22 protein-coding genes are annotated in these 24583 nt (G+C 70.0%); 10 read left to right on the top strand and 12 right to left on the bottom strand.

Annotated features, from left to right (window positions below; genetic code table 11):
* Positions 1 to 3: 3 nt before the first annotated feature.
* The gene (locus ACTRO_RS10520) at positions 4 to 558 is read right to left on the bottom strand and encodes a hypothetical protein (protein ID WP_063627966.1); all 555 of its coding nucleotides are present in this window, start codon (positions 556 to 558) and stop codon (positions 4 to 6) included.
* Between the two features lie 71 nt (positions 559 to 629).
* Here ACTRO_RS10520 and ACTRO_RS10515 point away from each other — a divergent pair, with 71 nt between their 5' ends.
* A complete protein-coding gene (locus ACTRO_RS10515) occupies positions 630 to 869 on the top strand; it encodes a TrfB-related DNA-binding protein (RefSeq protein ID WP_034262954.1) in 240 nt (79 codons plus the stop codon).
* 33 nt (positions 870 to 902) lie between these two features.
* On the opposite strand, the gene ACTRO_RS10510 is transcribed toward ACTRO_RS10515, so the two are convergent.
* Positions 903 to 1664 (bottom strand): class I SAM-dependent methyltransferase, encoded by a 762-nt coding sequence (locus tag ACTRO_RS10510; protein ID WP_034274190.1) that lies wholly within the window; start codon positions 1662 to 1664, stop codon positions 903 to 905.
* 195 nt (positions 1665 to 1859) lie between these two features.
* Between ACTRO_RS10510 and ACTRO_RS10505 the strand changes: the two genes are divergently transcribed.
* The 4 genes from ACTRO_RS10505 (at position 1860) to ACTRO_RS10490 (ending at position 9779) form a co-directional block, all read left to right on the top strand.
* Positions 1860 to 2780, top strand: coding sequence for a hypothetical protein (locus tag ACTRO_RS10505; protein WP_157436053.1), 921 nt, complete (start codon positions 1860 to 1862; stop codon positions 2778 to 2780).
* 71 nt (positions 2781 to 2851) lie between these two features.
* Positions 2852 to 4531, top strand: a complete 1680-nt coding sequence (locus tag ACTRO_RS10500; protein WP_034262953.1) for a DNA polymerase Y family protein — start codon at positions 2852 to 2854, stop codon at positions 4529 to 4531.
* A 73-nt stretch (positions 4532 to 4604) separates the two neighbouring features.
* On the top strand, positions 4605 to 8198 hold the full coding sequence (locus ACTRO_RS10495) for an error-prone DNA polymerase (protein ID WP_034262952.1): 3594 nt from the start codon (positions 4605 to 4607) through the stop codon (positions 8196 to 8198).
* A gap of 1080 nt (positions 8199 to 9278) precedes the next feature.
* A complete protein-coding gene (locus tag ACTRO_RS10490; protein ID WP_034262950.1) occupies positions 9279 to 9779 on the top strand; it encodes a pyridoxamine 5'-phosphate oxidase family protein in 501 nt (166 codons plus the stop codon).
* A gap of 709 nt (positions 9780 to 10488) precedes the next feature.
* Here ACTRO_RS10490 and ACTRO_RS10485 read toward each other — a convergent pair.
* Positions 10489 to 11613: an NAD-dependent epimerase/dehydratase family protein gene (locus ACTRO_RS10485; RefSeq protein WP_157436051.1), complete on the bottom strand. Its 1125-nt coding sequence runs from the start codon at positions 11611 to 11613 to the stop codon at positions 10489 to 10491.
* A gap of 232 nt (positions 11614 to 11845) precedes the next feature.
* Positions 11846 to 12766, bottom strand: coding sequence for a class I SAM-dependent methyltransferase (locus ACTRO_RS50300; protein ID WP_051450626.1), 921 nt, complete (start codon positions 12764 to 12766; stop codon positions 11846 to 11848).
* Positions 12767 to 12849: 83 nt separating this feature from the next.
* Between ACTRO_RS50300 and ACTRO_RS10475 the strand changes: the two genes are divergently transcribed.
* Entirely contained in the window at positions 12850 to 13473 is a 624-nt protein-coding gene (locus ACTRO_RS10475; protein WP_051450625.1) for a TetR/AcrR family transcriptional regulator, read from the top strand.
* A 46-nt stretch (positions 13474 to 13519) separates the two neighbouring features.
* Here the strand turns inward: ACTRO_RS10475 and ACTRO_RS10470 are convergent, their stop codons facing one another.
* Positions 13520 to 14260: a tyrosine-protein phosphatase gene (locus ACTRO_RS10470; RefSeq protein ID WP_034262948.1), complete on the bottom strand. Its 741-nt coding sequence runs from the start codon at positions 14258 to 14260 to the stop codon at positions 13520 to 13522.
* 51 nt (positions 14261 to 14311) lie between these two features.
* The gene (locus tag ACTRO_RS10465; protein ID WP_245594349.1) at positions 14312 to 14698 is read right to left on the bottom strand and encodes a DUF3224 domain-containing protein; all 387 of its coding nucleotides are present in this window, start codon (positions 14696 to 14698) and stop codon (positions 14312 to 14314) included.
* Between ACTRO_RS10465 and ACTRO_RS10460 the strand changes: the two genes are divergently transcribed.
* Positions 14685 to 15917, top strand: a complete 1233-nt coding sequence (locus tag ACTRO_RS10460) for a glycoside hydrolase family 6 protein (RefSeq protein WP_169739870.1) — start codon at positions 14685 to 14687, stop codon at positions 15915 to 15917. The two genes, ACTRO_RS10465 and ACTRO_RS10460, sit on opposite strands and share 14 nt — an antisense overlap.
* Before the next feature lie 32 nt (positions 15918 to 15949).
* Here ACTRO_RS10460 and ACTRO_RS10455 read toward each other — a convergent pair whose 3' ends face one another.
* The 5 genes from ACTRO_RS10455 to ACTRO_RS10435 form a co-directional block, all read right to left on the bottom strand.
* Entirely contained in the window at positions 15950 to 16603 is a 654-nt protein-coding gene (locus ACTRO_RS10455; protein WP_211244182.1) for a GNAT family N-acetyltransferase, read from the bottom strand.
* Between the two features lie 155 nt (positions 16604 to 16758).
* Positions 16759 to 16947 (bottom strand): 4-oxalocrotonate tautomerase DmpI, encoded by a 189-nt coding sequence (dmpI, locus tag ACTRO_RS10450; RefSeq protein ID WP_034262946.1) that lies wholly within the window; start codon positions 16945 to 16947, stop codon positions 16759 to 16761.
* A 148-nt stretch (positions 16948 to 17095) separates the two neighbouring features.
* The gene (locus tag ACTRO_RS10445; RefSeq protein WP_034262945.1) at positions 17096 to 17737 is read right to left on the bottom strand and encodes a response regulator; all 642 of its coding nucleotides are present in this window, start codon (positions 17735 to 17737) and stop codon (positions 17096 to 17098) included.
* Positions 17701 to 19062 carry a sensor histidine kinase gene (locus ACTRO_RS10440; protein WP_157436047.1) on the bottom strand — a complete coding sequence of 454 codons (1362 nt, stop codon included), beginning with the start codon at positions 19060 to 19062 and terminating at the stop codon, positions 17701 to 17703. Before ACTRO_RS10440 ends, ACTRO_RS10445 begins: the two co-directional genes overlap by 37 nt.
* 125 nt (positions 19063 to 19187) lie before the next feature.
* The gene (locus ACTRO_RS10435; protein WP_034262943.1) at positions 19188 to 20318 is read right to left on the bottom strand and encodes a glycosyltransferase; all 1131 of its coding nucleotides are present in this window, start codon (positions 20316 to 20318) and stop codon (positions 19188 to 19190) included.
* A gap of 72 nt (positions 20319 to 20390) precedes the next feature.
* Here ACTRO_RS10435 and ACTRO_RS10430 point away from each other — a divergent pair, with 72 nt between their 5' ends.
* Together ACTRO_RS10430 and ACTRO_RS10425 are read left to right on the top strand one after the other, a co-directional pair.
* Positions 20391 to 20846, top strand: a complete 456-nt coding sequence (locus ACTRO_RS10430; protein WP_034262941.1) for a GNAT family N-acetyltransferase — start codon at positions 20391 to 20393, stop codon at positions 20844 to 20846.
* Between the two features lie 39 nt (positions 20847 to 20885).
* On the top strand, positions 20886 to 21815 hold the full coding sequence (locus ACTRO_RS10425) for a LysR family transcriptional regulator (protein WP_034262940.1): 930 nt from the start codon (positions 20886 to 20888) through the stop codon (positions 21813 to 21815).
* A 36-nt stretch (positions 21816 to 21851) separates the two neighbouring features.
* Here ACTRO_RS10425 and ACTRO_RS10420 read toward each other — a convergent pair whose 3' ends face one another.
* Entirely contained in the window at positions 21852 to 22847 is a 996-nt protein-coding gene (locus tag ACTRO_RS10420; protein ID WP_034274175.1) for an Lrp/AsnC family transcriptional regulator, read from the bottom strand.
* Between the two features lie 243 nt (positions 22848 to 23090).
* Here ACTRO_RS10420 and ACTRO_RS10415 point away from each other — a divergent pair, with 243 nt between their 5' ends.
* Entirely contained in the window at positions 23091 to 24539 is a 1449-nt protein-coding gene (locus ACTRO_RS10415) for an MFS transporter (RefSeq protein ID WP_084317039.1), read from the top strand.
* Positions 24540 to 24583 lie beyond the last annotated feature (44 nt).

Genomic DNA, 24583 nt, shown 5'->3' with positions numbered 1-24583 from the left:
GGATCAAACGGAGCCCGTCAGCCACCCGGTGAGTTCGATCACCGACCGCGCCAGTTCCTCGACGGTCCGTCCGTCCGTGGCCACCCGCGAGACCGATTCGGGCGCGGTCTGCTGCAGGTAGGACGCCATGCGAGCACTGCGTTCCGCATGCGGTTCGAGCTGGCTGCCGATCTCCCGTGCCTCCAGGCGTGCGCGCGTGACGTCGTCGGATGCGGTCAGCAGCACCGAGATCACCCGCACCGAGCCGCCCAGCGAACGCACGATCAAGTCGGGTTCGAGGACTGACACGGTGTTGGTGTAGACGAGCCGTCGGCACCCGTGCGCCGAGTAGTTGCGCCACATCGCGGTCAGGTTCGCCTCGGTGATCCCGCTCTTGCTCGGGTCCTGTGCCGGCGCGGGGAAGAGCTGGTCGAGGAAGTCGCCCTCGACGTAGGCGTGCCCGATCTCAGCGCTCTGCAACTGGGTCGAGATCTCCCAGCCGAGCGTGCTTTTTCCGACCCCCGCGCGCCCGCCTATCAGCAGTGCCTCGGCGGCGAAGCTCTGGTTCTCGTCGTGCAAGTCCCCTGATTCCCTCCGTAGGCGACAACCCCCGGTTGACATAGGCAACCTGGGGTTGTCACAATGACTGCATGGTCAAACATATCGAATCCACCGCGCACACCGAGTTGTTCGAGGACCTCTTGCGGGTGCGGGCCGCGGCGATCGAGCACGCCGCCGCGGCCCGCAGGCTCAGCCGCGAGCGCCGGGACCTGATCGAGAAGCTGATGGCCGAAGGCTTCTCCCAGGCCGACGTCGCCCGGGAGCTGGGCGTGACGCGGCAGGCGATCCAGAAGATGATGGCGGCGGTGGCGGACGCCGGCCGCGGATGATCGGGTGGCGTACCGCTGCCCGAACAGCGCTGATCAGGAGTCGCGCCGGCTGACGACGAGGCGGAAGCCGGCGTCGAAGTCAGCACGCTCCATCAGCTCGGCGTTGCGTGCGTGCCAGGTCCCGTCCTCGAGATCCGCGGCGAGCCGCGTCATCGCGCGGCGGCGCACCTCGGGCTCGAGCTTGGCCAGCGCGGAGGAATGGCGCCAAAGCCCTTGCTCCAGGAAGGCTTCGGGGCGCCGCCAGAACGCCGGGTAGACGGCATCGGTGAAGTCGTGCGGCATCCACATGACCCGCACGTCCTCGGTGCCCAGCTCGGCCGCGACCTCGGCGGCGGTGGTCTGGCGGCGCTCGTACGCGGCGAGCTCGGGCGCGTAGTCGCGGGCCAGCCAGAACTGCGCCAGCCGCTCGGTGTCGGTGGCCAGCAGCACCTGCCGCTCAGCCACCCGGCGCAGCTCGGCCAGGCCTCGCCGCCAGTCCGGCCAGTGGTGCACCGTCAGCACGCCCATCGCCGCGCCGAACGCCCCGTCGGCCGCGGGCAGGTGCTCGGCCACGCCCAGCACGCACGGCGCCGCGCCCTCCGGCCGCTGGGAGAGCATCTCCGACGACGGGTCGAGCGCGACGACGAAGCGGTCGTCGGGCTCGTACGAACCGGCCCCAGCCCCCACGTTCAGCACGGGCGAGCTTGCGCCGAGGGCGTCGAGAATCGCCGCCCGCCACCGGGGATCTTCCCGGCGAGCCGCGGCGTAGCCGACGCCGATGGAGTCGTAGAGGGCTGAGTGTGCGAGAGGTGCCATGACCGCATCCCAGCAGAACCGCCCGTCGGGAGCAACCGGGCCGGCCGCGCCGGCCGACCGCTCCCGGCCGTTCCGGCCCAGCTCACGCGGGGTGACCGGGCCGCCGCGGCGGGGCCGCGCCGGCCGCCGGATCTGATCCGGCGTCAGCGTTCTCCAGGCTTTGACACGCTCCGGGCGCCGGGTGATACTGGCGCTGTGGCTGTCGCTCATTTGTTCGAAGAACGGCCGGCGGACCCCGCCGCCCGCCGCGCCGCGCTAGCGGCCGCGGTCGAACGGCTGGCCGCACGGACGTCCGCCGCGCCGCTTCGGCCGGTGGTCACCGGCATGACGCCCGAACCCGCCGACCCCGTGGCCGACCCGGCTCCGGGCCCCGCCCCGGCCTCCGCCGGTCGCGACCCGATCGCTCTGCTCGAACCGCTGGCCGCGCTCGTCCCCGGCGGAGTCCGTCGCGGCGAGGCACTGTCGCTGGTCGGCGGCCGTCACCTCGGTGGCGCAATCTTGGGCGGCGGGCCCGTGACGGTCGACTACCTCGCCCTCGCACTGCTGGCCGGCGCGTTGCGGCAGGGCCTGTGGTGCGCGGCGGTGGGCGCGAGCGCGCTGGGCGGCGCGGCGTTGGCCGGCCTGCTCGGCGCCCACGCGGTGCGGGCTGGGGCGTTGCAGCGGTTGCTCATGGTGCCCGAGCCGGGCGAGCAGTGGGCGGAGGTGTCCGCGGTGCTGGCTGACGGAGTCGACCTGCTGCTGCTCAGCCCGCCGGGCGCGGTCTCCCCGCAGGTGGCCCGGAGAGTGGACGCGAGACTCCGGCAGGGCGCGGCGGCGGGGGAGCGGCACCGGGCGGCACTGCTCGTGCTCGGCCCCTGGCCCAGCGCCCGCACAGTACTGCGCGTGAAACGGCTCGGCTGGATGGGGCTCGGTACGGGCACCGGCCGTCTGCTCGGGGGCCAAGCGGTCGTGACCGCCGAGGACCGAGCTCGGCGCGTACGCACCGCGCAGGTCTGGCTCCCGGCCGACGAAGGCGGTCTGGCCCCCTGGGTCGAGTCCGGAGCGGTGGGTGCGCCCGCGTTCGATCCGGCCGAGAAAGACCAGGGCGGGATACGCCGGCTCACAGCCGTGGCCTGAACCTGGCGTGCGGCTCCGCTCGCGGGCTGATCCGGTGAGCCGTATAGGAAAGCGTTTCGATGGAGTAAGCAGTGGATCAGGGTGCGAGTTCCCCAGGCGAGGGGCCCCGCGACGCCGCGCCGCCCGGCGCCGACCGCGTCCTCGCCGTCTGGTGCCCGGACTGGCCGGTGCTGGCCGTGGGCGCCGACCCCGACATGCCCGCTGCCGTCTTGGCCGGCAACGGTTCCCGTCGCACTGTCCTGGCCTGCTCCCCGGCTGCCCGAGCTGCTGGGGTGCGGCGTGGGCAGGCCGTACGCGACGCACAGCGACGCTGTCCCGAACTCACCCTCCATTCGCGCGATGAACGTGCCGAGGAACTCTGGTTCGAGCCTGTGGTCCAGGCGGTCGAGGACGTCGCGGCCGGGGTGGAGGTGGTGCGCCCCGGGCTGATCGTCCTCGCCGCCCGCGGCCCGGCCCGCTACCACGGTGGCGAGAAACTGCTGGCCGCTTGCGTGCGCGAGGCCGTGGCCGATGCCGGCACTCCGGCCGGCGGCCCGCTCGGTTGCGGAGTTGCCGTCGCCGACGGAGCCTTCGCAGCTTGCTTGGCTGCTCGCCACCCGGTCGACGAGCCGCTGATCGTCCCGCTGGGAGACGCGTCCGCGTTCCTCGCCCCGCATCCCCTCGACGTGCTCGACCTACCAGACCTGGCCGAGTTGCTCGGACGCCTCGGCCTGCGCACCCTCGGCGAGTTCGCCGCCCTGCCCGCCGCCGCGGTGGCCAACCGTTTCGGCGTGGTGGGAACCCAGGCGCACCGCCTGGCTCGCGGCCTCGACCCGCGCCCGCCCGCCGCGCGCCGCCCGGGCGAGGACCTGAGCGCCGAGCACCTGTTCGACCCCCCGGCCGAGCAGGACGAACCGATCGTCTTCGCCGCCAAGGCGCTGGCCGACCGGTGGCACGCGCTCATGGCCGCTGCCGGGGTGACCTGCGCCGCCGTCCGGATCGAGCTGGTCACCGAGAGCGGCCGGGAAAGCGTGCGCAGCTGGCGCAACGGCGACGCACTCGGCGCAGCCCTATCCGCCTCCGCGCTCGCGCAGCGGGTGCGCTGGCAGCTTGACGGCTGGCGGACCCGTTCCGCGCGCGGCGAATCAGACGAATCCGGACGCACCGGAACCGGCAAGGACGACGCCGACGGCCGCGCCGTCGTCGACCCGGTCGCCTGCCTGCGTCTGGTCCCCGGCCCGCTGCAGACCGACACCGGCAGCCAGCAGACGCTTTGGGGCCGGGAGGAGGTGCCGGACCGAGTGGGCCGGGTGGCCGAGCGAGTCCAAGCGATGCTCGGCCACGAGGGCGTGGCCCTGCTGCACGAGACCGGCGGACGCGATCCGAGTTCCCGGATTCGGCGGCTGCCCTGGGGCGAGACCCCGTCCATCGGCCCGGCCGACGACCCCGCGGCCCCCTGGCCCGGCGCCCTGCCCGCCCCCGCGCCCGCGCTGGTCCCGGACGAGCCGTACCCGGCCGAGCTGCTCGACCCGCGCGGCGAGCAGGTCGGGGTGACCGGCCGGGCCCGGCTGACCGCTGGCCCCGCCGTACTGGTGCTCGGCGGCGACCGGCTGCGGGTGACCGGCTGGGCCGGCCCCTGGCCGTACCACGAGCGCCCCTGGTCCACCGCCGTCCGCCGCCGGGCCCGGCTGCAATTGTCGGTCGCGGACGGCCGCGCGTTCCTGCTCGCGCTCGAACACGGCGCCTGGCGGGTGGAAGGGGTGTATCAGTGAACGAGCTTGTTGGCGAACAAATGAGCACATTGAGTTCATGCATCCGCCCGCCTATCGTCGGCGAGGCTGCGGCATGAGCTTCAACAATCCCCTGATGCCCTGGCGAGAGCTCAATCGCGCCCTGTCCTGGACCCGGCACGGCGACCTCGAACTCACCGACGTATCGGACGCGCCGGACCCCTCGGACCCGCCTGCAGGCGACGACCCGCCGCTTGCCCCTGTGCGCCTTGCTCCGCCCCCGCGTCCGTCCTCGCTGCATCCGACCCCTGATTCCGTCGTCCCCTACGCCGAACTACACGCGCACTCCGCCTACAGCTTCCTCGACGGCGCATCTTCGCCGCGCGAGATGGTCGCCGAGGCCGTGCGGCTCGGCCTGACCGCTCTCGCGATCACCGACCACGACGGGCTCTACGGCGCGGTCCAACTGGCCCAGGCCGCCAAAGGCACCGGCTTGGGCACCGTGTTCGGGGCCGAACTCTCCCTGGCCGCCGACCGGGCCGAGCGCACCGGCGTGCCAGACCCGCCCGGCGCGCACCTACTGCTGCTTGCCCGCGACCCGGACGGATACCGGGCCCTGTCCCGGGCAATCGGCGACGCCCGACTGCGCGGCGACGGCAAGGGCCGCGCCGTCTACGACCTCGAAGACCTCGCCGCCCGCGCAGACGGACGCTGGACCGTGCTCACCGGCTGTCGCAAAGGGCTGGTTCCCCGAGCCATGGACCGAGGCGGCCCGGAGGCTGCCTCCCGCGAGCTCGACCGGCTGCGCGCGCTGTTCGGCCGGGACAACGTCGCGGTCGAGCTGGTCGACCACGACCTGCCCGAGGACGACGCCCGCAACGACGCGCTGGCGGAACTCGCGTCCCGTCACAGGGCCCTGACGGTCGTCACCAACCAGGTGCACTACGCAGCGCCCAAGGACTTTCCCACCGCCTGCGCGCTCGCCGCGTTGCGCGCCCGGCGCACCCTGGAGGAGATCGACGGCTGGCTCCCGCCCGGCCCGACCTCCCATCTGCGCACCGGCGAGGAGATGGCCGAGCGCTTCGCCCGCTTCCCCGGAATCCTCACGCGGACGGTGGATCTGGCCGCCCAATGCACGTTCGACTTCGCCGCCGTCGCTCCGTCCCTGCCGGACTACCCGGTGCCTGACGGCTTCGAAGACGAATTCTCCTGGCTGCGCCAGCTGGTGATGGACGGCGCCCGCGACCGCTACGGCACCCGGCGCGAACGCCCCGACGCCTACCGGCAGCTGGACTACGAGCTCGGCGTCATCGCCAAATACGACTTCGCGGGCTACTTCCTGATCGTGCAGGGCATCTCCGCATACTGCCGGGACAACGGGATTCTGGCCCAGGGGCGCGGTTCCGCAGCTAACTCAGCAGTTTGCTACGCGCTCGGAATCACCGCGGTCGACCCGGTGGCCTTCAAGCTCGTGTTCGAACGCTTCCTCAGCCCCGAGCGCGAAGGCTATCCGGACATCGACCTCGACATCGAGTCCAGCCGACGCGAAGAGGTGATCCAGCACGTCTACCGCGCCTACGGTCGCACCCACGCCGCGCAGGTGGCCAACGTCATCACGTACCGAAGCAAGATGGCAGTGCGCGACGCGGCCCGCGTGCTCGGCTACCCGTCCGGCGCGCAGGACGCGTGGTCCCGCGCGATCGGCCCATACACAGGCGCCGCCGACCTGGACGAGAGCGGCATCCCAGCAGACGTACTCGCACTGGCCACCGGCCTGCACGGCCTGCCGCGACACCTCGGCATCCACTCCGGCGGCATGGTGCTGTGCGACCGTCCGGTGGCCGAGGTCTGCCCGACCGAGTGGGCCCGGATGGAGAACCGCTCGGTGGTGCAGTGGGACAAAGACGACTGCGCCGACGGCGGCCTGGTCAAGTTCGACCTGCTCGGCCTCGGCATGCTCGGCGCCCTGCACGACGCCTTCGACCTGGTGCGCGAGCACCACGGCGTCGACATGACGCTCGGCCGGATCCCGACTGAGGACCCCGAGGTCTACGACATGCTGTGCGCCGCCGACTCCATCGGCGTCTTCCAAGTCGAGTCGCGCGCCCAGATGGCGACGCTCCCGAGGCTGAAGCCCAGAGAGTTCTACGACCTCGTCGTCGAGATCGCGCTGATCCGGCCAGGCCCGGTGCAGGGCGGCGCGGTCCACCCGTACATGCGCAGGCGCGCGGGCATGGAAAAGGCCGAGGCACCGCACCCGCTGCTCGAGGAGCCGCTCCGCCGGACCCTCGGCGTGCCGCTGTTCCAGGAGCAGGTGATGCAGATGGCGGTCGCCGCCGCCGGCTTCGCCCCCGCCCAAGCGGACCAGCTGCGCCGCGCCATGGGCGCCAAGCGGTCAACCGAGCGGATGCTGGCGCTCAAGAGCCAGTTGATGTCGGGCATGGCGGCCAAGGGCATCGCCGGGGAACTGGCCGAGGACATCTACGCGAAGCTCGAGGCGTTCTCCTCATACGGATTCCCGGAGTCGCACTCGATCTCGTTCGCGTACCTGGTGTATGCGAGCTCGTATCTCAAGAGGCACTATCCAGCCGCGTTCACCGCAGCCCTGCTGCGCAACCAGCCGATGGGCTTCTACAGCCCCGCCACCCTGATCGGCGACGCCCGCCGCCACGGCGTGACCGTCCTAGGCCCCGACGTGAACGCCTCAGCCGCCCAGGCAACCCTGACCCCCGCCGCCGGCCCCTACCGCCCAACCCACCCCTACGCCTCGGCCCACCCCCAGCCCGCGATCCGCCTCGGCCTCGCCTCCGTCCGCGCCCTCGGCCAATCCGCCGCCGAGCGCGTGGTGGCGGAGCGGGATGGGGCGGAGTCCGAAGCGCAACCGCCTCGCGCCGTTGGCGGCGCAGCGGGGCAGAGTTCGGCGGCGGAGCGCTCGGCGGCCGTGCAGGATTCCCACCCATCTCGCTCCACCGAGCGGTTGGGTGCGGAGCGCTCGGCGGCCGTGCAGGATTCCCAGCCACCTCGCTCCACCGAGCGGTTGGGTGCGGAGTGCGTGGCGGCTGAGCGAGAAGCCCGGCCGTTCGTCGACCTTGAGGACTTCGTCCGCCGCACCGACCTGCCCAAAGCCGTGCTCGAAGCACTGGCGACGGCCGGCGCGTTCGCCTGCTTCGGCCTCACCCGCCGCGAAGCGCTGTGGCAAGCGGGAGCGCTCGCCGGTACCCACGCCGGCCACCTGCCGGGCACAGCCGGAGCCGAATCGGTGCCGAAGCTGCCGGAGATGACCGTCGTCGAGCAGACCTTCGCGGACCTCTGGGCCGCCGGCGCGTCCCCCGACTCGCACCCGATCGCCCACGTACGCGAGCGACTGAAGGCCACCGGCCACGTGTCCATCGCCGACCTGGCCGACGTCCCGAACCACCACCTGGTCCGCATCGCCGGCATCGTCACCCACCGCCAGCGCCCCCCGACCGCCGGCGGCGTGTGCTTCCTGTCCCTGGAGGACGGGACGGGCCTGGCGAACATCGTGTGCTCCCCGACCGTGTGGGAGGACCAGAAGAAGGTGGCGCTCAACCACGGAGCCCTGCGGATCATCGGCCACCTCGAACGCTCCGACCACGGCGCGGGCGCGATCAACATCGTCGCCGGCCGCCTCGAGCCCCTCCGCGTCGCCGCGCAGCCCTCGAACATGCGCGGCCGCGACTTCCGGTGACGGATGGGGATAGGTCGACCAGGCGTGGCGGCGGGACGGTTGCGCCGCAGAACTCTCGGCAGCGAGGTCGAGCGCGTCGGCCTGCCCGTTTGATCGGGTGGTCGGTCGGGTCGGCTTGTCTCTTCGATCGGGTGATCTGGCGCGCAACTTTGGCTCTTCAATCGGGATGGTCGGGACGGTTGCGAGAGCCAGGTTGGCTCTTCCATCCGGAACGGTCGGGCGCGCGGGTTTGGCCCTTGGATCGGACCGGTCGGGCTCGCCATCACGGCTTTTCATCCACAGCGGTCGAGCCTGTCGTGCCGTGTGATTTCTCCTGTGGTTGAGGCGGTCGGGCCTTCGTGCGCCGGGCCTGCTTCGGTTCCCCGTTCTTGTACGTGAAATTGCCGAGCACTCGAGGGCGGCGCGCGATACCGTGGTAACCATGAGCACCCTGATAAGGGCGACGAGCGGGCGAGCCGAGGTCGAGCCGTGGCCGGCGACGGCTGCGTCGGCGAAGACTCCGTCTCGCGGGGCGGTAGTCGGGATGAAGGCCGCGTCGGCAGGCGCGGCGTTCAGGATGGGCGCGGTGCCGGGCGTCAAGGCGCTCTCGCACGCTGGAACCGCGCCAGACAAGGGGAAGCTCCCCAACGTCTCGTCGCCATCTCCCCATGGACCGGCCACGGCGCCGCCGCCTTGCCCGGCGGTGGTGACGGCCTGGATCGGCGCGGGTCCCGGGCTCAACGAGCCGGCCGGGTTCGCAGTGGACCTGGACCGCGTGCTGACCGTTCTGCCACGACGCAACTTCGTCCCGCCGCAGGCCAACGGCCCGGTCCCGCGTTCGCGGTGGTCGAAGGGACGGGGTCGGTGGACGGGCGTCCCGTTCGCGGGAATGGGATGGCCCAGCATGTCCCGGATCTGGGCGCGCGGAAAGGGTCGGCGTCGATAGGCCGAATCGGTGACGCGTGACGGCCATCACATGCCGCTAGCCTGTGTGATCTATGGCTAGGTGGTGGTGCTTGAGGGTGTCGCTGACGTGCATGAGTGGGCCTGAGCTCTAGGCTGAGGTGCACTGATGAACGCCTATCGGAAGAGGCGCCTCCCGTGAAGCCGAGCGACATCGCCGACGTCTTGAAGCGTCCTCTCAGTCAGGAACTCCTCGCTCGTCCGCTGACGCGCCTGGCCTACGTCGCGAAGGACGGCACGCCCCGCGCCATCCCGATGGGGTTCACCTGGAACGGCACGGAGATTGTCATGTGCACGGCGAAAAACGCGCCGAAGCTCAAGGCTCTGCGCCAGAACCCGACAGTCGCCCTGACGATCGACACGGACGCGTATCCGCCGAAAATCCTGCTCATCCGCGGTCAGGCAGAGCTCGACGTCGTCGCGGGCATCCCGGATGAGTTCCTCGCGACGAACGGCGTTTCGATGATGACACCGGAGCAGCGCACAGCCTGGGAAGCCGAGGTTCACTCGCTCTATGACGGCATGGTGCGGATCGTGGTGACTCCGGGCTGGGCGAAGCTGATCGACTTCGAGACGACCTTGCCCAGCGCCGTGGAGGAGCTGATCCGGCAGAGGGACGAACTCGGCGGACACGCCTGATCTAGGCGCCGCCAGCACCTGCCGGCCCAACTGTCGGTCTGGGGATCTTCAGTTTTTTAGAGGCCCGTACGGCGAGCCCCGCGCTGTGCGGTCTAGCAGCCAAACCGCCCAACGGCCCAGCGGCCAAGCCGTTCAGCAGTGGAGCTCCCACCAGCCGAGCCCTCCGCAACCGAGCTGCCTGCCCGCCGTGCACCGGTCGAGCCGGCCACCGGTCGAGCCGCTCAGTAGCCGAGCTGCCTACCCGGTTGGGCCGCCCGCCGGTCGAGTCGCTCAGTAGCCGAGCTGCCTATCCGGTTGGGCCGCCCGCCGGTCGAGTCGCTCAGTAGCCGAGCTGCCTATCCGGCTGGGCCGTCCACCGGTCGAGTCGCTCAGTAGCCGAGCTGCCTATCCGGTTGGGCCGCCCGCCGGTCGAGTCGCTCAGTAGCCGAGCTGCCTACCCGGTCGAGCCGGCCACCGGTCGAGCCGCTCAGTAGCCGAGCTGCCTACCCGGTTGGGCCGCCCGCCGGTCGAGCCGCTCAGTAGCCGAGCTGCCTACCCGGTTGGGCCGCCCGCCGGTCGAGCCGCTCAGCAGCCGAGCTGCCTATCCGGCTGGGCCGCCCGCCGGTCGAGTCGCTCAGCAGCCTAGGCCTGCGCGGCTGAGCCGGCCACCGCTTGGGCGGCCCAGAGGGCCAGGCGGCTCAGCCGCGGAACGACTCGACGGCTAGGCTGCTCAGTCCGAGATCGCTGCCCATGCGTCGGCGACAATCGCGCCGAGGTCGGCGTAGATCGGTGTCCAGCCTAGTTCGGTTCTGATACGCCGAGTGTCCGCGAGCAGCTTCGGCACTTCACCGCTCGCCGGCCGATGCTCGACGGGCACGGCTCGGCCGCTGACGCTACGTACGGCAGCGACGATGTCCAGCACGCTCGCGCCGACCGCGCCGACGTTGAACACCGCCCGTCTGTCCGGCTGCGCGTAGGCCAGAGCGGCCACGAACGCCCGGGCGACATCGTGGACGTGCACGAAGTCGCGCACGGCGGTGCCGTCGCCGTTGACCGTCAACTGTGCCTGCGACCCCGAAGCCACGGCAAGGGCCTTCGGCAGGATCGTGTCCGCGTCACCGATCCGACCGTCGACCGATGCCCCGGCCGCGTTGAACACTCGCAGCGCGACGGCTCCGAAGCGCCCGTCCAAGGGGGCGTCGAGTACCGCGCGTTCCGCCGCGCGCTTGGTCAGCCCGTACTCGTGCGTGTCGGTGAAGTCGAGGTCCTCCGGAATCGGCTGGACGTCAGGTGCACCGTAGACCGCCCCCGACGACGCCAGGACGAACCGGACGGGACGTCCCGAGTGCGCGGCTTCGGCGGCCGCCGCCGCAACCAAGATCGCCGTGCCCCGCTCGTTGACGTCCTTGTATTCGGCCAGACGCTCAGCCGCCTCGCGCACGCGCGTGAGCGCTGCCAAGTGGCAAACGCCGTCCACGTCGCTAACAGCTCGACGCATCGCCTCCGGATCGCGCACATCCCCGTGGACCACCTGCACGGTGCCGCGCGCAGACCCGTCGAACGCAGACCCGTCGAACGCAGACCCGACGAACGGAGAGCCAGTGGCCGCGGACCCAGCGAACGGAGAGCCAGCGGCCGCGGACCCTGCGGAAGGGGACCCTGCGGACGAAGCTCCAGCGGACGGTGACCTCGTGAACGCGGCCGCGGACGCGACGGACTGGGACGCGACAGACACGGGATGAAGCACTTCGGTGCGCCTGCTCGTCAGCGCACGCACATCGTGTCCTTCGGTCATCAGTGCATCGACGACCGCGCTGCCGAGATACCCGAAAGCTCCGGTGACCAGTACTCGCACGCTGCTATGAAATCACCTCCCTGTCCCTCGATGTCTCTGTTTCCTTGCCGCACCTTCTGCCGAGCGCCCCGTGTCGCCGTCGGCTCGCCACTCCCTGCTTGGCCGCCCTGCCCTGCCACCGGCCCCGGCACATCGCCCCGCGCCGAGCGGCCCGTGGCCCCATGGCGCTGCGCCCCGTCGACCGTCCGCCGGTCCGCCGGTCCGGTGGGCCCCCGCAGACCCACCGGCCGCCTCAGCCGCGGGTCGCTATGGCATAGGTGACCCAAGGGCGCAGGTCGCCGGTGAGCGGGGCTGGGAATCCGGCCTCGCGGAACAGGCCGGGCAGGAGCGGACGCTGGTCCTCCTGCATCGCCGGGTCGGTGATCGCGCCCACCACGCGGCGCCCGAGGCCGGTGCGTGGCGGACGGAATTCGGCTATGAGCACCCGGCCGCCCGGACGCAGGACTCGACGCATCTCGCGCAGCGCCGGCACCCGCAGCTCGGTCGGCAGGTGGTGGAGCATCAGGCTGCTGGTGACCACATCGAACCGGCCGTCCTCGAATTCCAAGCGTTCGGCCGCCCCGACGGTGTACGTGCAGTGAGTCGACGAGCGGAGCCGGTTTGCCTCGGCGACCATGGCGGCCGATGCGTCCACTCCGCTGACCGAGCCGCCGGGCGCCACGGCTGCGGCGAGCATGCTGGTCAGATATCCCGTGCCGCAGCCGACATCGAGTGCCCGGTCGCCCGGCTCGGCACCGCTCAATCCGGCGAGCTTGCGGAAGACCGCGGGCCTCCGTCCGGCGAAGAACGCGTTGACGAAGCCGTCGTAGCTCCGGCTGTGATGGAGCGTGATACCGGTGGTGTCCGCGTTGCCGTGAGCGCCGGCGTGGCCGTGCGCATGCCCGCGATCGTGCCCGTGCCCTGAGTCGTTCCCTGAACCGTCCCCCGAGCCGTGCCACCCGTGGCCACGGCCATGCCCGTCGGTGAGAGTTTGGCCGCGCCCAGCGGGTTGGCCGTCACCGTAGCCGTGGCTGTCGGCGAAAGTCCGGTCGTGGTCGTGGTCCCCATCCTGCTCGACGAGGTGGTTCTGGCGCTGGTCCCGGCCTCCGTCGGGCGTCTGGTTGTGGTTGTGCCCGTGCTGGTGCGAGCCGTGAATGCGGCTGGCGAGTGACATGGCCCCTCCTTAGTCGCCACTAAGTGTGGTTCAAACTTAGTTGCGACTAAGTTGGATGTCAAGTCTCGGCTACGATGAGATCCGTGACCGGCAAAAACGCTGTCGAGCCCCCCGTCCGCCGCCGTACCCGCCTGGCTCCGGCCGAGCGGCGCGCCTCGATCCTTGCCGCGGCCACCGAGGTGTTCGGCCGCGTCGGGTACCAGAAGGCGAAGATGTCGGACGTGGCCGCCGCCGTCGGGGTGACCGAGCCGGTGGTGTTCCAGAACTTCGGGACGAAGTCCGCGCTCTACGTCGCCGTGATCGAGCAGGTGGGAGAGCACGCGCGGGAGGCGTTCGCGCGGCGGACGTGGCACGGCACGGGGGTGCGGGGAGCGCTCGAGGAGATCCTCTCGCCCGGCCATATCGAGGCGATGCACACCGGCGCCGGGCACGGAGTGCTGTTCGCGGACGCCATGAGCCTGATCGCGGATCCGGAGATCGGCGCGGCTGCCCGGCAGGCCGTGGGGGTGCTGGCCGACGCGCTGGCCGAGATGGTGAGCGAGGGGCGTCGCGCAGGCGAGTTCCGCGCGGATCTGGATCCGGATGCCGCGTCCTGGAGCATCCTGTCGCTGATGGCCTCGTACTACTTCCGAGTGGCCGTGATGCCGGATCGTGCGGACCTACAGGAAGGCATCTCTGACCTTCTGCTCAGGTCTCTGACCGACTAGCGACCTGGGGCGCGACCGGCCGAAAACGAATCAGCCCGAAAACGAATCAGTCGAGGTACCGATCGCGCAAAGCCGAGGCCAGCGCCGGCACGTCCGCACCGGTGGACGCTATGTACTCGAGCACGGAGCCGTAGTCGCGGGCGAGTTCGAGCAGGAACAACTCCATCGCGCGGGCAGGAGCGCGGAAGACGTGGCGCATGGGAGCCGCGGTGCCTGCACCGTTTTGGGCGTACCAGTCCGCCAGGAATTGCGGACGGGCCTCCTCGGTGAGCGCATAATCCGCGACGATCTCAGCCTCGGGGACGTCCATCAGCGTGAGTATCAGAGCCGCGATGATGCCGGTGCGGTCCTTCCCGCTCTTGCAGTGGAACGCCAGTGGCGCGCTGTCCGCGTCTGCGATCACCTCGAGTGCCGTGCGCACCTGGGCCTTCCCGTCGAGGGCGGTTTCCGCGTAGCGGTCGGCGAAGAAGCGTTCCGATGGCTGGTCCGGCTTGTCCACAGTCTGGTCGTACGGCCGGTGCTCGATGCTCAGATTGTGCCAGGCCAGCGCCGCCGCGCCGGGGACCTTACCCTGGCGCTCGATCTCCCACGGGTACCTCAGATCGATCACCGTGCGCAGGTCCAGCTTCGCGAACCGCCGAAGGTCCTCGGCGCTCGCGTCATTGAGCTTGAACAGCCCGTCGGCCCGGTACAAAAGGCCTGATCGCACCGCGCGGCCGTCCTTGGTGCGCAACCCTCCGAGGTCGCGGATGTTGAACAGTCGCTCGAACTCGATCTTGCGCTCCACGGCGCTCACGATAGTGGAGCGTCTGCGTGTGTGTTGCCGCGTGCCCTGCCGTCAGCCCAGTTCGTAGTCGAACCAGATGCGGTGCGTGCCGTCCGCGTCGATCGCCATGCCGCCAGTGCCGTGGATGCCGGTGAGCAGGCCTGTGCCGCTGGCAGGCACGATGCGGAAGATCTTGTCGGCGCAGGTGGTGTTGGCGTCTGCAGTCGCGGGCGAATGGGCGAAGTCGAACGCGCCGTTGCGCCCGCTCACCGTGCCTTCGAAGGACTCGAGGGCGACGCATGTGCATTCCTCCACGCCCCTGCACGAGCTGACGTCATCGCACTGGTCGTGGGAAGTTGCGAACAAAGTAGCCGAGTGTCCGGCAATGTCACCCTCGTAGTGCTTCTCTATGCTCGCGGCCGCGTCCGGGGCGATCGAGGCCGACGTGAACGCGACCACCTTGAAGGTTCCCGAAGCTCGCATGGAGCTCATGATAGAGAATGCAGTCATGCGTGTGACGTGGCACATACCCGGGCGTCGGGCCCGGCTCCTTGCCGGAGCGGTTCTGCTCGCGGCTGCTGTTGGCGTGACAGCCGCGGTGAGCCAGAGTTCGGCTTGCGCCGCGACGATCCCGGAACAGACCGGAGCTCTATCCGCGGGCACGCACTTCTACCTCGATCCGCATTCGGCTGTCGCGTACTGGGACGCCAACAACGCGAACAGCCCGTACGAACCGGCCATCAATGCCCGGATAGGCGCGGTACCCGCGGCTGTCTGGTTCACCACCTATGATCCGGATCGCATTACTGCACGCGTGTCCAGTGTCACCTCTGCCGCAACGGCTCAGGGCGCTGTCCCGGTGCTTGTGCTGTACGCGATACCCGAGGTCAACTGCACGAAGAACGCGGTCGGCGCGGCACCGAACGTCGCCGACTACGAGTCCTGGGCCACGGCCTTCGCGGCAGGCCTGGGCGGGCATAAGGTGATCGTCATCGTGGAGCCGGATGGATTGGCGTCGCAGACGTGCCTCAACTCGCAGGAGGCCTCTCAGCGTGATGCGGCAATCGCCTTCGCGGGACGTGCCGTGCACCAGGCCGACGCGGCGGCGCGTGTCTACTTCGATGCCGGCAACTCGGCCTGGAACCCGGCCTCCGTGCAGGCGAAGCGACTGCAGGCCGCGGACGTGGTGGGAAGCGCGGACGGCATCTTCTCGAACGTGTCCAACTTCCGTTCCACCGCGGACGAGGTGGCCTACGACAAGCGGATCCTGGCGGACTTGGGCAACCCCTCCAGCCTGCACATCGTGATCGATACAAGTCGCAACGGGAACGGGCCGGGCAACACGTGGTGCGATCCGTCAGGGCGCGCGCTGGGGCATCTGCCCACGGTCGACACGGGCAGTTCGGTTGTCGACGCCTACCTGTGGATCAAGGATCCGGGGCAGGCAGACGGCTGCGCGGCCTCGGCCGGGGCCTTCGATCCCGCGCTTGCCTACGCGTTGATCGCGAACGGACCCGGGGGAGCAGGCCCTTACGCGGCAAAAACGCCGACGGCCCCGCCCTCGCAGCTTTCGGGAGCCGCATCGACGCAGCCGTCGACCGCCCCGTCTTCGAGCACGACGAACGCCGGGGACATCGCGAGCGCTGCGGACACGAAGGCGGGCGGCTGCGGCGGCTGATCAACCGAGGCCAGGGTGCCCCCGGGCGTTCCTCAGCGGTGGGCGGCGAGCCTTTCGAGCAGCCGCTCCTTCGCGGTCGGCCACTCGGTGTCGAGAAGGCCGAAGAACACCGAGTCGCGCCAGGTGCCGTCGTGGCGCTGCTTGTGCTTGCGCAGCACGCCTTCTCGCTGAGCGCCGAGCCGGGCGATCGCGGCCTGAGAACGCTCGTTGAGATGATCGGTCTGCCACTCGACCCGAACCGCGCCGAGCGTTTCGAAGGCGTGTGTCATCAGCAGGAGCTTCGCTTCGGTGTTCACGCCGGTGCGCCAGTACGCACGCGCCGTCATCGTGCCGCCGATGTGCACGGAGCGCTGCCGCTCTTCCGGCGGGCAGTAGGACGAGGTGCCGATCGCGGCGCCGCTGGCCGGGTCGCGGTAGAGCCACGGCACGCGCTGGCCGAGCGCTTGCAGCCGCAGCATGCCGTGGATGTTGGCCGCCATCTCGTCTTCGTTGGTCGGGCGCGCACCCGGGATGTAGCGCCAGACGTCCTCATGATCGAGCGCTGCGAAGAGTTCCGCCGCGTGTTCGAGGCCCAGTGGCTCGAGCGCGACGTGTTCGCCGGCCAGCGGAACCGCCTCGAGCCACGGCGACGGCGGGACGAGCGGGTGGCGGGCGATGGGCTCCAGGGCGGAGGCGAGCGACGTCACGGCGGGCGCCTTTCTGTACTCATACAAAGTAACCTTTGCAGTAATACAAGGCTACCCGCCGTGATGATTCCCCGTCCACTCGAACCGGAGACCGCGAGCCGTGAGCTCGTGAGCTCGTGAGTCTCCGGGCAGAACGAACCCGGGAGCCCGCAGCCTCAATTCGTCCGGTCCGCGATGAGCCGGCCGGCCACGGCCCAGTTCTCGGCCGGGGTCTCCTGAATCCACACCTGGACGGTGTCGGCGGGCACCTTGAGCGCGTCCACGAAGGCGTCGGTGATCTTGGCGACCAGCTCGCGCTTGAGCTCGACGCTGCGCGGGCCCTGCTGAACGGTGACGATGGGCATGGAAGGCTCCTTCGATCTGAGGTTCTTCGGTTTCCGCGGACTGCTGCTCCGCCCGCTGGATTAAGTTCACCGCGTTTCGAGCCCTAGATCGAGAAGGAGATCGCGCATACAGCGATCGCGAAACGAGATCGCCGATGCGCCCCTGGAGCTACCGGTCCAAATAGGCGAGCACCGCTAGCACGCGGCGGTTGTCGTCGTCGGAGGGCGGAAGGTCCAGTTTGCTGAAGATGTTCGAGGTGTGCTTCGCCACGGCCCGCTCGGTGACCACCAGCTTCGCCGCGATGGCCGCGTTGGACCGGCCCTCCGCCATCAGTCCGAGTACTTCCCGTTCGCGCGGAGTCAGCATGCCCAGAGGCTCGGACGCGCCGCGTGCCAGCAGCTTCGCGATCACTTCCGGGTCCATCGCCGTGCCGCCGCCGGCGACGCGTCGCACGGCGTCCACGAACTGCGCGGCGTCGAAGACCCGGTCCTTGAGCAGGTAGCCGACCGCGCCGGCACCATCGGCCAGCAACTCCCGCGCGTAGAGGCGTTCGACGTACTGCGACAGCACCAACACCGGCAGACCGGGGATGCGCTCACGGGCCGCCAGCGCGGCCTTCAGCCCCTCATCGGTGAACGTGGGGGGAAGCCTGACGTCGACCAACGCCACGTCCGGCCGATGTTCGAGCATCGCGGCCAGCAAGGACGGACCGTCGCCCACGGCTGCGACGATCTCGCAGCCGTGGGCTTCGAGCAGACGGGCCAGGCCTTCCCTCAGGAGGTAGAGGTCTTCGCCAAGGACGACACGCAAGGGATCTCCAGTGTCACGGTGGTGGGGCCGCCGACGGGGCTGTGTACGGCCATGACGCCGTCGAATGTACCGATCCTGCGCTCGATTCCCGCGAGCCCGGTCCCGCCCGCCCGTTCTGCGCCCACTGGCGTGCCGTCCACACCGGCAACCGCGGCGCCGCCGCGGCCGTCATCCGTGCACGTCACACGCAGTCGCTGGTCTCGATGCCAGAGGTCTATTCGCACGGATCGGGCGTGCGCGTGCTTGGAGACATTCGTGAGCAGTTCGCTGATAGCGAAGTAGGCGGCGGACTCGACCGCAGGCTCGAGGCGTCCGGGGACGTCCACCGTGACCTCCACCGGGAGCGCGCTGTCGAGGGCGAGCGCGCGTACCGCGTCGCCGAGCCCTCGATCGGCAAGGACCGGCGGGTGGATGCCGCGGACCAGCTCCCTGAGTTCGGTCAGCGCCTTGGCCGATGCTTCGCGGGCCTCGACGAGCAGCGCGCGGGCGGCTTCCGGATGCTTGTCCAACAGCGCTTCGGCCGCGCCGAGGTTCATGCCCATGGCGACCAGCCGCGCTTGAGCTCCGTCGTGGAGATCGCGTTCGATCCGACGTAGTTCCGCAGCTTGGGTATCGACGGCGTCGGCGCGCGTCGCGGTGAGCCTGGCGACACGGTGGGTCAGCGCTTCCTGACGCGCTTGCGTGGTCGGTCCGAGCAGAACCGCCGTCCAGCGGCCATGCGTCCGGATCAACGCCGGCGCCGCCCAAACGCTGCCGGCGATGAACGCCGTTCCGACCGGTATCGCGCACCAGCGTAGGAACGTGAGGTGGCCCGCTTGCCCGACGTGGATGAAGGTGTACCAGTCGTTCATCCCCGCGTGGGTGAGCGGATCCCAGAAGATCCCGATGACGTAGCCGTAGACGCCGTAGAGGAACAGGCCGGCGGCGAGCGAGGCGAGAAAGGCCCCGACGAGCGGATCCAGAATCGCCCACGCCAGGTCACGCCACGTCTGCGGGTCGGACATCTGCGCCCACAACCGCGCCGTCTTCGACGCGAAGTTCACTCCGGGCTCGGGCAGCGGCTGATACGGCACCGCGATCTCCACACCGCTCCACTTTGATGCGCGCTGCCGAGCCGCGTTGGCAGCCTTGCGTAGCAACACCAGGCTCGGCGGCAGCAGGACCAAACCCGCGCCGATCGAGGAGACGGAGATCGAGCCGATGACGAAGGTGAACACAACCGCGTGCCACACACTCACTCCGAGCAGCGCCCAACCATGCCCGGTCGCGGTAAACCAGGACCGCAGCAGCGATCGTCCGCGCCTTTGTCCGAACTTCCCTGCCATGCCGGTGTCCTCCTCGTTTTGCCGTATCGGCCTGCTCCTCAGTCTGTCGGCGTCAAGCATGGTGCGCACGGGCCCCAACCACCGAGCCTAGGGTGTACCTGGTGACACCTTAGGCAAGTGGTGGGCTACCTCAGCTGCTCGATCAGCGCCACAGCCCGCTCCGGACTAGGCAACGCGTTGATCTCCGCTTGCACCCGCCTGGCGGCTTCATGGAATGAAACGCCCGCCACCTTGCCCGTCAGTTCCATGATGCAGTCGGCGGCGTCCTTCGAGGTGAACGTTATCGGGTCGAGCTGACAGGCCGTGCCCAGCGCGACGCAGCGGTCGGCATTGTGCGGCTGGTCAGCGCCGAGGGGGAGCAGGATCGAAGGCAGTCCGTGCGCGAGCGAGCCGACGAGAGTGCCGGATCCGCCGTGTGCGATGACGAGATCCGTCGTGGGAAGAATCTCGTCCTGCGGGATGAAGCGTTCGATCCTCACATTTTCCGGCTGAGGGCCGAAGGACGCCGGGTCGAGCTTCGGGCCGACAGTCACCACCAGATCGACCGGGATCGTCCGTGCGGCTGCGAGGACCTTGTCGAACAGCTCCCGGAACGTGTCGATCGTGCCCAGCGTGAAGTACACCTTCGGTCGCTCGTTCGTCGGTGTCGTTACTGCCACGGCGTGGCTTGGCCGGCAGTAGAAGGTACCGGCGGGCAGTGCGTAGCGGGGATCGCGCAGGATCTGCGGCGCCGGCATGATCACGAGCTGGCCGGGCAGTTTGGTCAGGTCCGGGTCCGGGTCGAGCTCGTACTCGGCGCGCAGCTCGTCGAGCGGCTCGGCGACGACGTCCGGGCGGATGAGGCCGCCGGCGAGCAGCACGACGACCGAGGCGGTCGGGATGCCCAGTGATTCCGCGGCGATCGCCGAGCCGAAGTCGACCTCATCGCGGACGATCACATCCGGTTTCCAGTCGAGGGCGATTCGGCGCACTGCCTCCGCGTGGGTCCGGGCGCCGCCCCCGGCGAAGGCCTCGCGCATCACCTGTTCTTCGCGCTGGCGATCGGGGGCGGTGAGCGGGTCCTCTTCCGCGCCGGGCGGCCGGTGGTTGGGCGGGCTGGTCGGGATGCCGGTGAAGCCAGCGCCGGCGATCTCGTCGATGCGGCTGCCCCGTCCGGCTACGGCGACGGTGTGACCCGCGGCCCGTGCTGCCTGCGCGAAGGGAAGCAAAGGGCGCAGATGGCCGCTGCCACCGATGAATGTGAAGAGAATACGCACTATGCGAGCCTAACCCGCGCGGCCGACATGACACCCTCGAGCTGCGTACGCGGCCCCGTACAATGGATCATCATGAGCTCACTCGAAATCCGGCGCGCCCGTTTCGCCGAACTCGACGTCCCGACGTTGTACGCGCTGCTCAAGCTGCGGCAGGACGTGTTCGTCGTCGAGCAGAACTGCGCGTTCCCGGAGATCGACGGCCGAGACGCGGAGCCCGGCGTCATGCATCTGTGGGTCGCAGACGAAGAGGGCCCGCTGTCCTACTTGAGGGTGTTCGAGGACGAGGGCGATGGCGTCGCCCGCATCGGCCGCGTCGTCACCGCCGCCCACGTGCGTGGCCGCGGCCTGAGCGCGCGGCTGATGACGGCCGCGCTGGAACTCGTCGGCGATGCCCCCTCGCAGCTTGACGCCCAGGTGGAGAGCGCGTCGTTCTATGCCCGATTTGGATTTTTTGTCGCAGGGCCGGAGTACCTTGAAGATGACATTCCACATGTGCTCATGACGAGGGCCGGTCGAGCAGTCGGCTGAGCCCGGGCACGGGGCTGATTCTTTGGGGGAGGGCCGGGCATGGAGCTGCGTCAACTGCGGTACTTCGTGGCGGTGGCTGAGGAGCTGCACTTCGGGCGGGCCGCGGAACGGCTGATGATCGTGCAGTCGGCGGTCAGCCAGCAGGTGCGCCGTCTGGAGCGCGAGCTCGGCGTCGATCTGCTCGATCGATCCCCTCGACACGTGCGGCTGACCGAAGCCGGAGCTCGATTCCTGCCGCATGCCCACGCGGTGCTGGAGGCCGAACAGCGGGCTGTGGCCGCGGTCGCCGACTTCGCTGTACATTCCGGCCCGCTCGGCGCTGTGCTGCGGATCGGAACGAGTACCGGCATGGGCGAGCACCTGGAACGCTTCCTCGAAGCCATGGGTGTTCAAGCGCCGGGCACGCGCATCGAGTTGAGTTCGGGGCCGACTGCGGCGCGGCTCGAGCAGGTGGCCACGGGTCAGCTCGACGCATGCTTCGTCCGGGGAGTAGAGCAGGGTCCTGACGGCGTGCGGCTTATACCCGTATGGCAGGACGAGCTCGTTGTCGCCATATCCGCCCGGCATCCTCTGGCAGAGCGGGAGGCCGTGCAGCTGCGCGACTTAGCGGACCTGCCCCTACTGCTGACGGCGCGTCGCTACAATCCGCCGCTGGTCGACCTCATCACGGGCGCGTGCCGTGACGCAGGGTTCGAACCGGTGCCGGGTCCCGTACACAGCAGTCTGCAGGACACTCTCGCGGCGTTCGGGGCAGGCGCGTCGGGCTGGACGGTGCTCTACGCGGCGCACGCGCGGCAACTGGCGACGGGTCGCGTCAAATATCTACCGGTGGGGGAGCCGCGGGACGAGGAGGACGCCGGAGATGCGCCACTGTGCCTTCCCACGGTCCTCGCCGTGCGGCAGTCGATGCCGCGAATACGGTTGCTGCCGCTGCTGGCCGCGTGCCGGGAGAGCGGGCGGCAGGCCTAAGCACGGGAGCCGGCCTCAAGCGCCGGCAGACCTTCTTCAGCGTGGCGGGGTGCGGAGCGAGGCCGCGCCCTTGAGCGACTGCATGATCGGCGTGGTTTCCACCTGGTGAATGGCGGCCAGCGTGGCGACGCGCGTGGTCAGGTAGGTGTACACCGACTGGATGTCCCGGCACAGCGCGACGGCGTGCAGGTTGGTCGCGCCGGTCGTCGCGCAGGCGTAGGCGACTTCCGGATGCTCGGCCAGCGCCTGGCCGGTCGCCTCGAGCTCGGCGGGGGCGACCGAAAGCCACAACAGGACCCGAGCGGAAAGATCGAAGATGTCGTGGTCGTATTCGAGATCCAAGTAGACCGCGCCCGAGCTGCGCAGCTGGGTGAGGCGTCGACGCACCGTGCTCTGCGACCAGCCGGTCGCCGCGGCAAGGTCGGCGAAGTCCGCTCGGCCGTCCTTGCCCAGCACCGCGAGCATGCGCCGGTCGCCCTCATCGAGGACCACCGGATCGCCGCCGTGCCCGGTGCCGTACGCGCGCGGGGTTTCCGGTTGCAGTGCCCTGACCTGCTCTTCGGTGAGGGCGTCGGACTTGAGGGAGAGCCCGCGCGACCCGCCGAAGAAAGTGTGCATCACGCAGTGTGCGGTCATGCTGACGACGCTGGGGGTGCGCGGCAGACGGGTGAGCAGGAGGGATTGCGACTGCATCCCTTCGGGCGCGGTCGTCATGCAGCTGATCTCGGTGCCGCCCGAAGTGAGGCTGACCCAGGAAGTGTCGTTGCGCAGCGCCAGCATCTGGCCGACCTTCTGGGCGCCGTCAGGCTTGCACTGCACCCGGATGATCCACTGCACCTCGCCGAGCATCGCCGCGTCGGTGGTGGCGATCACCCGGATGCGCCCGGCCGTGCGAAGCCGGGTGTAGCGGCGGGCGACGGTCTGGTCGGAGACGCCGAGCACCTCGGCGATCCGGCTGAACGGGAGCCGGCCGTCGAGCTGCAGCGCCTGCACGAGCTGGCGGTCGAGCGCGTCGTACCTGGCGGATTTCACCAGGACAGGATAACCCGTGTCGGATTGCGCCGCGATCACAAGGCCGCGTGGAGGGTGGTTGATCCACCGTCGGCAGGGCCAGCCGCAGCGTCGTTCAGTACCCTGCGAAGCAGGTCGAACTCCAGCCACGGAGAGGCGGCGAATGTGCGGGATTTCACCGTGCCCGAGCCACGTGTGTCGGAATCCGCCGCTATCCCGTACCTGGCTGTCATGGAAGGTGTCAACGCGCAGAGAATGACCGCCATGACGACGCAGAACCTCAACGACGTGACCGACCACGTCGGCACGCACGCAGAGGCGAACCAGCGCCACGCGTGGAAGTGGACGCCCCTGGTGACGGTGTGCCTCGGCGCATTCATGCTGCTGGTCGACGTCTCCATCGTGAACGTCGCGCTGCCCAAGATGACCGAAGAGCTGCACTCGTCCTTCACCTCGCTCCAGTGGGTGGTGGACATGTACGCGCTGGTGCTGGCCTCGCTGCTGATGGTGGCGGGCTCGCTCGGCGACCGGTTCGGCCACCGGCGGCTGTATATAGGCGGCCTGGTCGTGTTCGCGCTGGCCTCCCTGGCGTGCGGCATCGCGCCGAACGTGGGCGTGCTGATCGCATCGCGCGGGGTGCAGGGCGTGGGCGCCGCCGGGATGTTCACGGCGACCACGGCTCTGCTCTCCGCGGCGTACCAGGGTCGCGACCGCGGTACGGCGTTCGGCGTGTGGGGCGCGGTGAACGGCGGCGCGGCGGCGCTCGGGCCGATCCTGGGCGGTCTGCTGACCGAGCAGTTCGGCTGGCGCTCGATCTTCCTGGTGAACCTGCCGGTGGCCGCGATCGCCGTGTTCATGTCCCTGCGGGTGCTCGGCGACGCGCCGCACCGCGGGCAGCGACGGGTAGATGTGCCGGGCGCGGTGGCCTTCACCGTGAGCGCGGCGGCGGTGACCTACGCACTGATCCAGTCCAACGACGACGGCTGGGGCTCGGCCACCGTCCTCGGCCTGTTCGCGCTCGCCGTCGTCGCCCTGATCGCGTTCATCGTGATCGAACTGCGCACCGACGACCCGCTGCTGGACCTCAAGCTGCTGCGCAACCGCTCGTTCGCGGGCCTGATGCTGGCCGGTCTGCTGCTGATGGCGGGAGCGTTCGCGCACCTGACCTACACCTCGATCTGGCTGCAGTCGATCCTCGGGATGAGCCCGATCCGGGCGGGGCTCGCGGTCTCCCCGCTGGCGCTGACCTCGTTCGTGGTGGCGGGCTTCGGCGGCAGGCACCTGGGCAAGTACGCGCCGCAGTGGCCGATCGGACTGGGCCTGACCCTGATCGGCACCGGCACCTTGCTGCTGACGCTGGTGGGCGCCGGCTCGTCGTGGACGGCGCTCGTGCCGGGCCTGATGGTCACGGGCGTCGGCGTGGGCATGAGCACGCCGGTGCTGACCTCCGCGGCGATGTCGGCGGTGCCGCATCAGCGCGCGGGTATGGCCGGCGGCGCTCTCAACACCTTCCGGCAGCTGGGCTACGCCCTCGGCATCGCGGTGCTCGGCACGGTGTTCGCCTCGGCCGCTACGGCCAAGCCGGGTGCGGAAACGCGAGCCGCGGTGGCTGCCAACCTAGACCACGTCTTCACCGTGGCGGGTGTGATCGGCCTGGTCGGCGCCGCTGTCGTGCTGCTGCTGGTGCGCCGTTCCGACCACAAGGCCTGGTGATGCCGCAGCGCGGATCGATCGGGTCCGCGTCGGGAAGACCTTGA

Origin of the sequence: Actinospica robiniae DSM 44927 (assembly GCF_000504285.1) — a bacterium.
GTDB lineage: Bacteria > Actinomycetota > Actinomycetes > Streptomycetales > Catenulisporaceae > Actinospica > Actinospica robiniae.
This window is presented reverse-complemented; position numbering and strand designations above follow the sequence as displayed.

Excerpts from the sequence above, each read along its gene's own strand:
- ACTRO_RS10515 (WP_034262954.1), top strand. The coding sequence starts at position 630 with ATGGTCAAACATATCGAATCCACCGCGCACACCGAGTTGTTCGAGGAC.
- ACTRO_RS10510 (WP_034274190.1), bottom strand. The coding sequence starts at position 1,664 with ATGGCACCTCTCGCACACTCAGCCCTCTACGACTCCATCGGCGTCGGC.
- ACTRO_RS10495 (WP_034262952.1), top strand. The coding sequence starts at position 4,605 with ATGAGCTTCAACAATCCCCTGATGCCCTGGCGAGAGCTCAATCGCGCC.
- ACTRO_RS50300 (WP_051450626.1), bottom strand. The coding sequence starts at position 12,766 with ATGTCACTCGCCAGCCGCATTCACGGCTCGCACCAGCACGGGCACAAC.
- dmpI (WP_034262946.1), bottom strand. The coding sequence starts at position 16,947 with ATGCCCATCGTCACCGTTCAGCAGGGCCCGCGCAGCGTCGAGCTCAAG.
- ACTRO_RS10440 (WP_157436047.1), bottom strand. The coding sequence starts at position 19,062 with ATGGCAGGGAAGTTCGGACAAAGGCGCGGACGATCGCTGCTGCGGTCC.
- ACTRO_RS10430 (WP_034262941.1), top strand. The coding sequence starts at position 20,391 with ATGAGCTCACTCGAAATCCGGCGCGCCCGTTTCGCCGAACTCGACGTC.
- ACTRO_RS10425 (WP_034262940.1), top strand. The coding sequence starts at position 20,886 with ATGGAGCTGCGTCAACTGCGGTACTTCGTGGCGGTGGCTGAGGAGCTG.
- ACTRO_RS10415 (WP_084317039.1), top strand. The coding sequence starts at position 23,091 with ATGACGACGCAGAACCTCAACGACGTGACCGACCACGTCGGCACGCAC.